Below are 14162 nucleotides of genomic sequence, written 5' to 3' on the forward strand. Positions count from 1 at the left end.
CTCTCCTCGATTCCTGGATGGGAAGCGATGCACCGGCCCGTCGTCGTGACAAGCCCGGTGCGACGTGCGCGTCAAGCCGCGGGGCTGCGACCTTTGATGGCGGACGGCTTGATCAGCTTTAGTCCGCGCGCCCCGTTGTAGCCGTGGATCTCCTTCACATCGAGCTTGCGCATGAATTCGATGGTGTGGGCATCGATGATCTGCCCGGGCACCATGATGGGAAAGCCGGGTGGATAGGGAATGACGAAGTTGGCCGAGACCAGGTCCGGTCCGTTCGCCAGCCTGTCGTCCACGGCCTGGCTCCTGAGCGGCAGGTATTCGCACTCATCCTCGTTATACGCGGCGAAGAAGGCCGAGCGCATATCGCCTTCCAGCGTCACGCTGCCAGGATCCTCGCGATAGCCGTCATGGAAGCGGCTGAAGTTGGGCAGATTCGGCACATCCTCCATCAGGTTCTTGACCTGGCTGTCGAAGGCGGCGCGCCCCGCGTCGCCATCCTTGCCGATGCGCGCTTCGATCTCCTCGGAAATCTCCAGCAGGACCTTGATCAAGAGGGCGACGTCGCTACGGGTATTGTTGATATTGCTCTGCAGCAGCACGCTGTTGCGCGAAGTCTTGTTCAACTGGATGTTGTAGCGGGAAGCCAGCAGATTCTTGAAGGCAGTGCCGTCGTAGCCGGCGGTACCGCACACCAGCGTCAGCCGCGTGGGATCCAGGCAGAACTCATCTTCCATCAAGGCCTTGGCCGCGATCATCCAGTTGCCGCCAGGCCGCAGGTAGTCGACGAATCCGGAAGGACGGAATTCTTCCGGAACCATCTTGTCGGCGCCGAGCACGCTGAAGTACTTCGAGATCAAGGGATGACTGGCGATGGCCTTGCGGATCGCCAAGGCGATCTCGATCGCGCGCATGACCAGCTCATAGCCTTCCAGTTCCATCTGCCGGCGCGCGATGTCCAGGGAGCCGATGATCTGGGCATTGGGCGAAGTCGACGCATGAATGAATACCGCCTCGCGGAACGCCGAGGCATGATGCTGGTAGTCCTCGTCGCGCACAGCCACGATCGATCCCTGCCGCAAGCTGGACATCGACTTGTGCACGGAATCCGTTTCATAGACGCGGATGCGCATCCGGGTGGGGTCGGGCACCAGGCGTCTGTCGAGCAGGCGCTCGTCTTTCGGGTCCAGGTCTGCGCCCACCTCCTGCACCTGTGCGTCCCAGGCCTCCTGGGCAGCCGGATCGGCGCGCCACTGCTGCAGCGCCGCCGCTGCACCCATGGCCGTGCGAGGCCGCAGGAACGGTGACCATCGCGCGAAACCGAACCAGGCTTCATCCCAGAGGAAAATCAGGTCGGGCTTGATGGCCAGGCATTCTTCCATAACGCGGCGCGTGTTGTAGATGTGGCCGTCGAAGGTGCAATTGGTCAGCGTTACCATTACCACGCGATCCAGCCGCCCTTCCGTCTTCAGGTTCAGCAACGCCTGTTTGATGGTGCGCAGCGGCACCGCCCCATACATCGAGTACTCGGTCATCGGAAACGCCTCGACGTACAGCGGCTGCGCACCCGAGAGCACCATGCCGTAGTGGTGCGACTTGTGGCAGTTGCGGTCCACGATCACGATGTCGCCTGGCTTGGTAACCGCCTGATAGACCATTTTGTTGGACGTCGACGTGCCATTGGTCACAAAGAAAACCTGGTCTGCCCCGACTGCGCGTGCAAAATTCTCCTGAGCGACCTTGATGTTGCCGGTGGGCTCCAGCATGCTGTCCATGCCGCCGGTCGTCGCCGACGTTTCCGCGAGGAACAGATTCAGGCCGTAGAACTCGCCGAAATCGCGGATCCAGTTCGACTTGATGATGGACTTTCCCCGCGCAATGGGCAACGCATGAAACGTGCCGATAGGCCGGGTGGCGTAGCGTTTCAGGTTGTCGAAGTAAGGTGTGGCGTAGCGATCGCGCACGCCTTCCAGAATGTTCAGATGCACCTCCATCGGCTCCTCCACCTCGTAGAAAACGCGGCGTATCATGGAAGCCCTGCGATCGCCCGCAAGCTCTTCCACCTTCCGGTCCGTCAACACATAGATATCGAGTTCGGGCCGTAGATTCTTGATCGCCTGCGCCAGCTGGATGGCGACCTCGCGCGGGGTGGCGGTCGATGTATCCAGATGCTTGTGGATACGCAGGAATTCGCGCAACAGCGGGACATCATGCGCGGAGGGAATCGGAATGCCGTCGTAGATCACGACCGCTTCCAACTTGCCATTGAGCACGGCGGCGAGAAAGGCGTCCTCGAAACTCCCCACCATCACGGCCTCATAAACCATGAGGTCGTCCGGCCGCCGTAAGTGACGGATTTCCCTGGCCAAGGCCGCCAGGCGCGCGGTCGACGCCGGTGTGACGAACAGCGCTTCGAAATACGGCCGCCGTGTGCCGACTTCGCCCAGTCCGGGAGGCATGCGGTCAGGCACATCAGCATCCGCGTCGTCGCTTTCTTCCCAGACGCCCTCCTCGTACCGGTAACTGCCTGACAGCAAAGCATTGCTTATACGCAGGACCAGGCGCGCCGCGCCCCTGGCGTCACCGTCCGCGATGCGTTCGTCAAGCAGCCGCAACAACAGCGCGCCGGGGTAGGCGAAATACGCTTCCATGGGACGCACGCCCTCGAGCGCTTCCAGCATGGGTGCGCTGCCACGTTGCCTGCCACCACTGCGCGTTTCCGCGGCCCAGGCCTGCGCCTTGGCATTGAGGTCGCGCCAGCGGTCCATTCGCGCGGCGGAGTTCGAGAACAGGTGATCCAGATGCTGATCGCCGGCGGATTCAGTATTCATGGCATTCCCCTTTCCCTCCCGCGGATACCAGGAGGCTACTGCGGCCCCACATGAGGCAACTCGCCTGCGCATACTGTGCTCGTAGCGCAGCGCGTCCAGAACACAATGAACGCGCGAATGGCACGGGATTGCCATTGGACCAAGGTCCAATGGCTACAGCGCCGGGGGTACCTCACTATGACGAGCACCGGAGCGATGACCGTAAAGCTACCTGGACGGAATCCGCGCGCAACCCGGGGCTTCAATGACCATCGCCACATGGCCGCATCGAACCGACCGTACTCACGAAGAGGCATCCCCATGAACAAGATTCTTCGGCTTGTCATCGTCATTCCATTCTTCCTCGCCATGACGGCCTGTTCCAACAACCCCACCGTCAAGGGAGGCGGCGATCCCAAATTGGACGATGACGCACGCAGGGCGCTCACTCAGTTGTTCGCCGAGGAACCCTGGGCCAGGGACGTGCTGCGGCCCGACGCCAAGGCGGTCCTCGTCTTTCCCGATGTCGTCAAGGCGGGCCTGCTGGTCGGCGGACATACCGGCAACGGCGTGATGTTCAACAAGGCAGGCAAGGTCATCGGCTATTACGGCGCCAGCGGACTATCCTTCGGCTTGCAAGCCGGCGCGCAATCCTACTCGGAGGTGCTGTTCCTGATGACGGATACGGCGATCGCCGAATTGTCGAGCGGCGCCGGATTGTCGCTGGGGGTCGGACCGAGCGTGGTCGTGGTCGATAGCGGGATGGCCAAATCGATGACTACCACCACATTGAAGGCAGACGTGTACGCCTTCATCTTCAGCCAGGAAGGCTTGATGGCCGGGCTGGGGGTGCAGGGACAAAGGATCAATAAATACGACGAGTGACCGTAGTTCGCCAGCCTTTCGCCATCATCCGGTTGCGCTGTTTGAACACGCGCAGCCTGGTCTTGCCTTGGCATCGCGCCTTCAGGCCGGACCGCTCACGGGGTCCGAGTCGGAGTCGCCGACATCGTCATCTTCTCCGCCTCCTCCACCCAGCCGCCCCCCATCGCCTTATAGAGATTGACGATGGAGATAAAGACCGTCCCTTGGGTCTGCGCATACGTCAGCTGCGCATTGAACAGGCTGCGCTCGGAGTCCAGCACTTCGATATAGCTCGTATAGCCGCCCTCATAGCGCAACCGCGCCATGCGCGCATACGTGCGCAGTGAATCGACCTGGCGGCCCTGCACCACCAGCGCGGCCCGGGTCTTCTGCACACCCACAAGGGCGTCGGCAACCTCCTGGAACGCCACCTGGATAGCCTTCTCATACTCAAGCAAGGCCTGCTCGCGCTGCGCCTCCGCCTGCTTGACCTGGCCGCTGATGGCACCGGCCGTGAATATCGGCACTGTCACCGCGCCCGCATACGACCATACCTTGGACGGACCCGTGAACAGATTAGAGAACTGGCCACTGGCGGTCCCCAGCAGGCCGGTCAGGGAGATCGATGGAAAATACAACGCGCGGGCGGCGCCAATCAGCGCGTTGGCGGCGACCAGGTTCTGCTCTGCCTGCCGCAGGTCCGGCCTCCGCGTGAGCAATTCCGACGGCAATCCCGCTGGCACCAGGGGCGCGGACAGCTCATCCAGGCTGCGGCCCCGTTGGATCGGCCCTGGATTACGTCCCAACAGGACCGACAGCGCGTCCTCCTGCTGCGCGATCTGCAATTCCAATTGCGGTATCGTGGCCAGGGATGCCTCGTATTCGGACTGGCTTTGCGCCAGCTCCATCTGCGACACTTCGCCATACTTGAAACGCAGCGAGAAAACATGCACCGACTCCGCGCGGCTTTCGGAGGTGGCCTTGGCGATGTCGAGTTGCCGATCCAGCGATACCAGGTTGACATAGGTCGAGGCCACCGATGCGACCAGGGCCAGTATCGTCGCCCGCCGCCCTTCTTCGCTAGCCAGTAACGCCGCCCGCGCGGCCTCCGTTTGCCGGCGTAACTTGCCGAACACGTCGATTTCCCACGAGGCCGAAAGCACCGCGGAGAACTGGTTGAACACGGGGTCCACGCCCACCGGCAGGTCCGGCGATCCCAGCGGCAGACGCTGGCGCTGGGAGTTCAAGCCCGCCCCCAGCTGAGGGTACAACTGCGCGCGCGTGGTCTGGAACTGGCCCAGGAATTGGTCGATACGCGCGGCCGCGATTTTCACGTCCTTGTTTTCGGCCAAGGCAGTGGCGACAACCGCATCCAAGGCGGGGTCATTGAACTGCTCCCACCAGCCGGTGTCCACGATGGTTTTGGCATCGACATCGTTGAAGCGGAAGGTGGCAGGCGTGTCCACGGCTGGACGCTGGTAATCCGGACCCAGCGTGCAGCCGCCACTGACGAGGCATACCAGCAGGAAGGGGCCGGCCGCGGCGCGCATATCATGCATCCTGGTGTTTCGGGGGTTCCGCCCGCTCCGCGGGTTCCCTGCTTTCCTTGCCTTCCTTCTTTTCCTTTTTTTTGGAAGACCTCTCCGACATGGTCTCCAGCACATAGAAGAACATCGGAATGAAGAACACCGCGATCACCGTCGCACCCAGCATGCCGCCGATGACGCCGGTGCCGATCGAGTGACGGCTGTTCGCCGAGGCACCCGTGGCGATCGCCAGCGGTACGCAGCCCAGAATGAACGCCAGCGACGTCATCACGATGGGGCGCAGGCGTTCGTTGGCGGAGACCAGCGCGGCGTCGTAGACCGACTTGCCGGCCTCGCGGTTCAAGACCGCGAATTCGAAAATGAGAATCGCGTTCTTCGCGGCCAGCGCCACCAGCATGGTCAAACCGATCTGGAAATAGACATCGTTCTCCAGGCCACGCAACATAGTCGCCAGGGCAGCGCCAAATATCGCGAATGGCACGGTCAACAGCACGCCCAGCGGCAGGCTCCATTTCTCGTATTGCGCCGCCAGGATCAGGAACACCATGATCAGCCCGAAGGCCAGCACCAGCGCCGACGTACTGCCGGCCTGCCGCGCCTCGTAGGCCTCGCCGCTCCACGCGGTGCCGTATCCCGGCGGCAGCACTTCCCTGGCCACCGCTTCGAGCGCGGCGATGACCTGGCCGGCGCTGTAGCCGGGCGCCACGTCGGCGGTGATCTTGACGGCCGGGAAATTGTTGAAGCGGGTCACCAGATCCGGCCCGGTAACGAATCGGGTCGTCACCACGGACTTCAGGGGCACCATGGCCCCGCCCTTGCCGCGCACGAAGATCTGTTCCAGATCCTCGGGCCGGACGCGATACGACGACTCCGCCTGCAGGATCACCTGCCAGAGCCGGCTCGACCGATTGAACTGCGACACATATAGCGACCCGAACAGGGTCTGCATCGCGCTGTATACCTCTTCGATGGGCACCCCCAGCGTCTCCGACTTATCGCGGTCGACATCGGCGAGCAGCTGCTGCGAAGCGGCCGAGAACGTCGAAGTGACCCGGGCAAATTCGGGGCGTTGGCGCGCGCGAGCGGTGTAGTCTTCCACCACCTGGGCCAGTTGCGGGATGGTGGCGTCGCCCATGCTCTGGATCCACATTTCCGTGCCGCCCGTGGTTCCCAGGCCAGGTATCGACGGCGGATTGACCGGCAGGATGATGCCCTCCTTCACCTGGGACAGGTGTCGATAGGCGCCCAGCAGCACCGCGCGTGCGTTCTGCGTCTTGATATTGTCGGAGTTGTATCGTTCTTCGAAACCCTTGAATCCGACGAAGAACGTCGCCGCGTTGTTGCGGTTCTGGTTGTCCAGCAGGCTGTAGCCGTCCACCACCGCCACGCTTTGGACCGCCGGTTGCGCCATGAAGTAGTCCGTGACATTCCCGGAAACCGCACCCGTACGATCCAGGCTGGCCGCATCCGGCATGATCACCGCCCCCAGCAGGTAGCCCTGGTCTTCGGGCGGCAGGAACGACGACGGGATGGCCCGCATCATGACCACGGTCAGCACGATCATTCCCCCGAACAGCAACAGGCCGATCAGGGAGTGCTTGATGACTTTCTTCACGGCGGTCGAATAGTGCGCGGTCATCCTGCCGAAAGCGTTTTCGAACCAGCGGAAGAAGCCTTTTTTCTCGTGATGGCCGGGCTTGAGCAGCAGCGCGGCCAACGCGGGTGACAGCGTCAGGGCAACGATCCCCGAGATGATCACCGAGATGGCGATGGTGATGGCGAATTGCTTGTACATCTGGCCGGTGATGCCGCCCAGGAAAGCCACGGGCACGAACACCGCGCACAGCACCAGGACGATCGCCACCACCGGCCCGGAAACTTCGTCCATGGCCCGCTTGGCGGCGGCATTGGGACTGAGCTTGTGCACGGTCATATTCCGTTCGACGTTCTCGATCACCACGATGGCGTCGTCCACCACGATGCCGATGGCCAGGATCATGCCGAACAGGGTCAGCATATTGATCGAGAACCCCAGCGCCAGCATGCCGCTGAACGTGCCGACAATGGAAACCGGTACTGCCAACACTGGAATGATCGTGGCGCGCAGGCTTTGCAGAAATACGTAGACGACGATGACCACCAGGACCAATGCCTCGAAGAAGGTCTTGATCACGTCGGAGATCGACGCCCGCGTGAACTCGGTAGTGTCCATGGCGATGCTGTAGTCCAGGCCCTCGGGAAAGGACTTCTTCATCTCCGCCAGCGCCGCCCGCACCTTCGCGGACACATCCAGCGCGTTGGCGCCAGGTTGCTGGTAGACCGCCAGGACCGTCGCGGGCTTGCCCTGGTAGCGGCTGCGGATCGAATAGTCTTTCTGCCCCAGCTCGGCGTAGCCGATATCCTTCAGGCGCACAATGGCGGCGCCGCCGCTGGCCGCGCGGATGATGATGTTGTCGAACTCCGCCGGCTCCGTCAGCCGGCCCGTCGTGGTGACGGGGAAGGACTGTTCGACAGGCGCGCCGGTTGGCGATTGGCCGATCCGGCCGACGGCGAACTGCTGGTTCTGGTTGGATACCGCCTTCTGCACGTCCGAAGCGGTCACGCTCAACTGCGCCATCCGGTCCGGTTTCAGCCAGATGCGCATCGCATAGTCGGGATTGCCGAATATCGAAGATTGGTTGGCCCCTGGTATCCGCTTGAGCGCATCCAGTACATAAATATTGGTGTAGTTGGCGATATAGGTGGCGTCGTAGCGCTGCGTGGGCGAGTAGACCGCGATCACCATCATGAACGCGGACGACTTCTTCTGCACCTGTATGCCTTGCGCCTGTACGGACGACGGCAATTGCGGCAGCGCCAAATTGACGCGATTTTGTACATCGACCTGGGCCAGCTCCGGGTTGGTGCCGATCTGGAAAAAGGCGTTGATCGTCAGGTTACCCGTCGATGAACTGGACGAGTTCATGTAGATCATGTTGTCGGCGCCGTTGACCTGCTGCTCGATCGGCGCGGCGACGTTATTCGCCACCACCTCCGCGTTCGCGCCCGGATAGGTGGCGCTGATGGTGATCTGCGGCGGCGTTATCTCTGGAAACTGCGCGATGGGCAAGGCCAGCATCGCCACCGCGCCGCCCAGGGTGATGACGATGGAAATGACCGACGCGAAAATCGGCCGGTCGATGCAGTAATGGGAGATATTCATTCGCCCGTCCGGTCAATTCGTCACGCTCTTGTCAGGGCGCGGCGGCGCGCCCTGCCCCGTTGGAGAACTCGCCGCCTGGGTGGCGTCGGTGATTTTCAGCGCCGTTTCGGCGACCACGCGGATCGCGCCGTCGACGACGACCCGCTCACCCGCCTTGAGCCCGTCCGTGATGAACCAGTTGTCACCCTGCCAGCTGCCGGTTTCGACCACCCGCTGCTGCGCCTTGCCTTCCTTGTCGACCACCCAGAGGAAATGGCTCTTGGATCCTTGCAGCACAGCGCGTTGCGGCACCAGTATCGCGCTCTCGCGCACGGCACCTGAAACGCGCGCGCGCACGAACTGGCCCGGACGCAGCGTTCCCTGCGGGTTGGCGAAAGACGCCCGCACCAGGAAGGTTCCCGTCTGCGTATTGAAGGCCGGGTTGGCGAAGTTGATGTGGCCGACTGTCGGGAACACGCTGCCGTCGGCCAGCACCAGGCGGACTTCGAAATCCTGCCGCTCTGGAAATCGCAGCTTCCCTCTGGCGATCTGGTCGCGCCAGGCCAGCATCTCGTTTTCGGAAATACTGAAATTCACCCACATCGGATCCAGCTGGTAGATGCGGGTGAGCAGTCCGCCGGGCCCCGCGGTCAGGTAGCTGCCGTCCTGCTGCTCCGCAAAGCTAGACAAGCCCGCCAGCGGCGACCTGATCGTCGTATAGCTGAGGTTCAACTCGGCGCTCTGCACCTGCCCTTGCGCGGATATCACCGCGGCAGCGGCTTCCTGTTCGTTACCGATTGCATCGTCCAGGTCTTTCTTGCTGATGGCATTTTGCGCCACCAAGGGCCGCACGCGCGCCAGGTTGGCCTTGGTCACCGTCCAGCGCGCCTGTTGCTGGGTCAGCTGTCCCCTGGCCGTCTTCAACGCGGCTTCGAAGGGCTTGGGGTCCATCAGGAATAGCGTTTGTCCGGCGCTGACCAGATCCCCTTCCACGTAGGTGCGCTTATCCAGGAAGCCATCGACACGGGCACGGATCTCCACTTCACGCGAACTCTGGGTCTGGGCGGCGAATTCGAATTGCACGGGCGTATTGCGCTGGGCAACCGTCATGACGGTGACCTCGATGGGTGCGCGCGGAGTCTCGTTGGCCGCCTTCTCGCAGGCGGCGAGCAGCAACAGGGACGCGGCGCCGAGCAGCCTGATCCAGCCCTTGACGCGATAGTCCCGAGCGCCACCGTGCTCATATCTCGCCCGCACAATCGCCATGTGAGGCTCCCGCTCAAATCCAGCGAGGATCGTATGACTGCCGTTGCGTACAGGCTATTGGACCTTGGTTCAATGCCCGAACGCGCGGTTCTGCGCCATGATGTGCCTGATCAGACGGAAGCATGACCGGCATTCCCTGAAAACATCCGCGTCCGACCGGCTGAACCACGGATGCGGATGAGCTGCGGACTCAGGAGCGCAATGATGGCCGATTCCAAGAGCGAACAAACGGACAGCGCATCCGCGCCAGTCGACGGGCACGACAGGCTCTCCGGGAAGCAGTACGAAAAAGCGCTGCGGCGGCTGCACGTCGAACTGGTCAAGCTGCAGGAATGGGTGATCCACGCAGGCGCCAAGGTCTGCGTAATCTTCGAAGGGCGCGATGGCGCGGGGAAAGGGGGCACGATCAAGGCCATCACCGACCGCGTCAGCCCCCGGGTGTTTCGCGTGGTCGCCCTGCCTGCCCCCACCGATCGGGAGAAAACCCAGATGTATGTGCAGCGCTACCTGCCCCATCTGCCCGCCGCGGGAGAGATCGTGATCTTCGACCGCAGCTGGTACAACCGCGCCGGCGTGGAGCGCGTGATGGGTTTCTGCACCCAAGAGCAGGTCGCCACCTTCCTGAAGGATGTGCCGCTGGTCGAGCACGCCATCACGGACTCCGGCGTCATCCTGCTCAAATACTGGCTCGAAGTCAGCCAGAAGGAGCAGAAGCGCAGGTTGGAAGCGCGTATCAGCGACGAACGGAAAATCTGGAAGCTTTCGAAGATGGATCTGCTGTCCTACAGCCGCTGGTACGACTACTCGCGCGCACGCGACGATATGTTCCGCGCCACCGACACGGATTTCGCGCCCTGGTTCGTAGCCCAAGCCGACAACAAGCGGCGCGCCCGCTTGAATATCATCAGCCACCTGCTGTCCAGCATCCCGTACAAGTCCCTGCCCCGCGAGCGGGTCAAGCTGCCGAAGCGCCAGAAAGGCGGCGACTACCGTGAATCCGAGCACAAATTCAGGTTCATCCCCGAAAAGTTCTGAAAGTACGTCCTTCTCAGGGTTGGCTCCCATGGACCATGACTCTCCCGGTCGCGCTGGCAAGCAGTCAAGCATTGCGCCATCGTGGCTGCGCCAATACCAGGCGGCGTGGGCCAGGCAGGACCTGCTGGCGGGGCTGACGACGGCAACGGTGGTCATTCCGAAGGCACTGGCCTATGCCACCGTCGCGGGGCTGCCGGTACAAGCCGGGGTTTATACGGCGTTCCTGCCGATGATCCTTTATGCGATGCTGGGCTCGTCGCGGACGCTCAGTGTCAGCACCACCACCACGCTGGCCATCCTGACAGCGACGGCGCTGGAACGCGCGGCGCCGGACGGCGATGCCGTGGCGCTCGCCGCGGCCGCCGCGACCTTGACCATCCTGGTCGGCGTGGTGCTTGTACTGGCGTCCGTCCTGCGCCTGGGATTCCTGGCCAACTTCATCTCGGAACCGGTGCTGATCGGATTCAAGGCTGGCATCGCCATCGTCATCGTCATCGACCAGGTGCCGAAGCTGTTGGGCATTCATTTTCCCAAGGGCGCCTTTGTCGCCAATGTGCAGGCAATTATCCAGGGATTTCCGGCAACATCCCTGCCCACGGTCGCGGTGGCCGCCCTGACCGCGGGCGTGTTGCTGGTGCTGACGCGCTTCGTGCCGCGTGCGCCCGCGCCGCTATTGGTCGTGGCCGGTGCGATCGCGGCATCGGCCCTGCTGGGCCTGGGTGGCTATGGCGTAGAGTCCATCGGCTACGTACCGACGGGGTTGCCGTCCCTGACGCTGCCCGCTTTCGCGCTGGTCACGCAACTGTGGCCCATCGCCCTGGGCATGGCATTGATGAGTTTCACCGAAACGATAGCGGCTGGCCGGGCCTTCGTGCGCGACGCCGAGCCGTCTCCCGCCGCCAACCGGGAACTGATAGCGACCGGGCTGGCGAATATCGGGGGCGGGCTGTTCGGCGGCATGCCTGCCGGCGGCGGTGCCAGCCAGACCGCGGTGAACTTCCGCGCCGGAGCCCGCACCCAAGTGGCGGAGCTGGTGACAGCCGTGGTCGTACTCGCCGTGATGACATTGCTGGCGCCGCTCATCGGGTTGATGCCACAGGCGACGTTGGCCGCAGTGGTGGTCGTGTATTCCGTCGGCCTGTTCGAGCCGGCGGAATTCCGCGCGGTGTTGCGGATACGGCGCACGGAGCTGGCCTGGGCTCTGGTGGCGCTTGCCGGCGTCGTGCTGCTGGGAACCCTGCAAGGGATACTCGTTGCCATCGTTGTGTCGCTGGCATCGCTGGCCTACCAGGTCTCCAATCCGCCTGTGCATATGCTGCGACGCAAACGCGGGACCACGGTGTTTCGCCCTGCATCTTCATCCAACCCGGACGATGAGTCCTTTCCCGGTTTGCTGATACTCCGTCCGGAGGGGCGCATCTTCTTCGTCAACGTGGGCAACCTGGGGCAGAAGATGCGCGACCTGATCGACGCCGCCCAGCCGCGGATCGTGGTGCTGGACATGAGCAATGTTTTCGATATCGAGTACACCGCGCTGCGCATGATGGACGACGCGGAAAAGCGGCTGGCGTCATCCCGCGTCACGCTGTGGATGACTGGGCTGAGTCCCGCCGTGCTGGCAGTGGTGCGAAGATCGCCACTGGGCGCAACGCTGGGAACCACGCGCCTGTTTCACAACCTCGATCAGGCGATTGCCCATTATCAGGAGAAACGTGGCCCTGATGCAGCGCCAACGGCCCCAGATCTCCCAACTTCCTGACGGTCCCTTCGGAACGGCTCTGTGTGGCAATGATCAGGGCCTGGCAGCGAGGCACATCATGAAACGGTTAAGCATAAGCGTCGCTTTTTCATTGTCGATATGTGTGTCTGTCATGGCCATCGCACCGGGGCGTGCGGCCGGTCAGACGCCGCCCAATCCTTCCGCGCCTGCGGAGGCGCCGCAGCCCCCGGCTTTCGCACCGGAGGAAATCGAAGCGCTGGTCGCCCCGATCGCGCTATATCCGGACGCCTTGCTGGCGCAGGTATTGATGGCCTCGACGTATCCCCTGGAGATCCTGCATGCGTCGCGTTGGGTCAAGGAGAACCCCAAGCTCAAAGGCGATGCGGCGGTGAAGGCCGTCGAGAACCAATCGTGGGATGTCAGCGTGAAGTCATTGGTGGCATTCCCGCAGATCCTGGGGCCGATGAACGACAAGCTGGATTGGACCCAGAAGCTGGGCGATGCCTTCCTGGCGCAGCAACAGGACGTGTTCGCCGCCGTGCAGCGTTTGCGCAAGCGCGCGCAGAACGCTGGCAACCTGACGTCCAACGTCCAGCAGACCGTGATCGTGGAGGCGGCGCCCCAGGTCAGCGTGACTTCGGATGGAGGTTCAGGGGGGAATATCGCCGGGACTACCGGCGGGACTTCAGGAGAAGCTTCAGGTGGGACCTCGCGTGGAGATTCCAGCGGAGCGTCCGGCGGGACGTCGGTGGTGCGCATCGAATCCACCGATCCGCAGGTCATCTACGTGCCTTCGTACAACCCGACGGTGGTGTACGGAGGATGGAGCGCGCCCGCCTATCCACCGACGTATTGGCCGCCCCCGCCGGCCTACTACCCTGGCACGGCATTGATGACCGGCCTGGCCTGGGGCGTCGGCGTCGCAGCCGCCGGCGCCATCTTCAGCGACTGCGACTGGGGCGGTGGAGATGTCGACATCGACTATAACAAAGTGACGAATATCGACCGCAATTCCGCCCGCGCGAAAGTGGAGGGGCAAAGGGCGCAAGGGCAAGGAATACAAGGGCAACGTACGCAGGGACAAGGCACCCAGGGGCAAAGCGGCCGCTGGCAGCACGATCCCGCGCATCGGCAAGGCGTGGCGTATCGCGACAATGCCACCCGGGACAAGATGGCGGGCCAGGTGCCTGGTGCGGACAAGCGCGCCCAATACCGCGGCCGTGATACGGCTACGGCGGCGGGCGCGGGCACCGCTGCAACCGCGTCCGCGGGCCGTAACGCAGCAACCGGCGCGGGCACCGGCGCAGGCCGGAACGAGACAAGCGGAGCAGGGAATGGCGCGGGACGTAACGCCGCAACCGGCGCGGGCCGAAACGCCGCCGCTGGCGCAAGCACGGGAGCACGCCGTGACGTGACACCGGGCGCAGGCGCGGACCGCCGGGGCGGCGCAAGCAATTCGGCCGCCACGGGCAATCGTGCGTCCACGACTCATCAGGGCAACTCGGCCAACCGCACTGTCCCGCATAACGCCGCCCGGCCCACGCCGGGCCATGGCGGTGGCAAGCGCGACAACGCCTTCACTGGCGTAAGCGGCGGCGGCGCAGCAGCCCAGCGCAGCTACGACCGAGGCAGATCTAGCATGCAAGGGTCGGGCGCCAGCCGCCCATCCGGCGGCGCAGCGCGCGGCGGAGGAGGAGGCGTGCGCGGTGGTGGCGGTGGCGGCAGACGCTAAGGAGACAACC

At 63.4% G+C, this 14162-nt stretch carries 8 protein-coding genes; 4 read left to right on the forward strand and 4 right to left on the reverse strand.

What is annotated here, in order from left to right; genetic code table 11:
• Positions 1-71 precede the first annotated feature (71 nt).
• Positions 72-2828 carry a decarboxylase gene (locus CEY05_RS13795; RefSeq protein ID WP_088598894.1) on the reverse strand — a complete coding sequence of 919 codons (2757 nt, stop codon included), beginning with the start codon at positions 2826-2828 and terminating at the stop codon, positions 72-74.
• Between the two features lie 300 nt (positions 2829-3128).
• On the opposite strand from CEY05_RS13795, the gene CEY05_RS13800 reads away from it, so the two are divergent.
• Positions 3129-3692 carry a YSC84-related protein gene (locus CEY05_RS13800; RefSeq protein WP_088598895.1) on the forward strand — a complete coding sequence of 188 codons (564 nt, stop codon included), beginning with the start codon at positions 3129-3131 and terminating at the stop codon, positions 3690-3692.
• A 95-nt stretch (positions 3693-3787) separates the two neighbouring features.
• On the opposite strand, the gene CEY05_RS13805 is transcribed toward CEY05_RS13800, so the two are convergent.
• The 3 genes from CEY05_RS13805 to CEY05_RS13815 are packed head-to-tail and all read right to left on the reverse strand — an operon-like array spanning position 3788 to position 9665.
• Complete coding sequence (locus CEY05_RS13805) at positions 3788-5230, reverse strand: efflux transporter outer membrane subunit (protein ID WP_088598896.1); 1443 nt, start codon at positions 5228-5230, stop codon at positions 3788-3790.
• Positions 5223-8420, reverse strand: coding sequence for an efflux RND transporter permease subunit (locus tag CEY05_RS13810; protein ID WP_088598897.1), 3198 nt, complete (start codon positions 8418-8420; stop codon positions 5223-5225). Before CEY05_RS13810 ends, CEY05_RS13805 begins: the two co-directional genes overlap by 8 nt.
• Positions 8421-8432: 12 nt before the next feature.
• Positions 8433-9665 (reverse strand): efflux RND transporter periplasmic adaptor subunit, encoded by a 1233-nt coding sequence (locus CEY05_RS13815; RefSeq protein ID WP_088598898.1) that lies wholly within the window; start codon positions 9663-9665, stop codon positions 8433-8435.
• Between the two features lie 201 nt (positions 9666-9866).
• Here CEY05_RS13815 and ppk2 point away from each other — a divergent pair, with 201 nt between their 5' ends.
• The 3 genes from ppk2 to CEY05_RS13830 all read left to right on the forward strand — a co-directional run bounded on the left by ppk2 (position 9867) and on the right by CEY05_RS13830 (position 14152).
• Positions 9867-10700, forward strand: a complete 834-nt coding sequence (gene ppk2 / locus CEY05_RS13820) for a polyphosphate kinase 2 (RefSeq protein ID WP_369825943.1) — start codon at positions 9867-9869, stop codon at positions 10698-10700.
• A 28-nt stretch (positions 10701-10728) separates the two neighbouring features.
• Entirely contained in the window at positions 10729-12459 is a 1731-nt protein-coding gene (locus CEY05_RS13825; RefSeq protein ID WP_088598899.1) for a SulP family inorganic anion transporter, read from the forward strand.
• 112 nt (positions 12460-12571) lie between these two features.
• Positions 12572-14152 carry a DUF3300 domain-containing protein gene (locus tag CEY05_RS13830; protein WP_088598900.1) on the forward strand — a complete coding sequence of 527 codons (1581 nt, stop codon included), beginning with the start codon at positions 12572-12574 and terminating at the stop codon, positions 14150-14152.
• Positions 14153-14162: the final 10 nt, after the last annotated feature.

Source organism: Achromobacter sp. HZ34 (genome assembly GCF_002209485.1).
Classification (GTDB): Bacteria; Pseudomonadota; Gammaproteobacteria; order Burkholderiales; family Burkholderiaceae_B; genus Bordetella_C.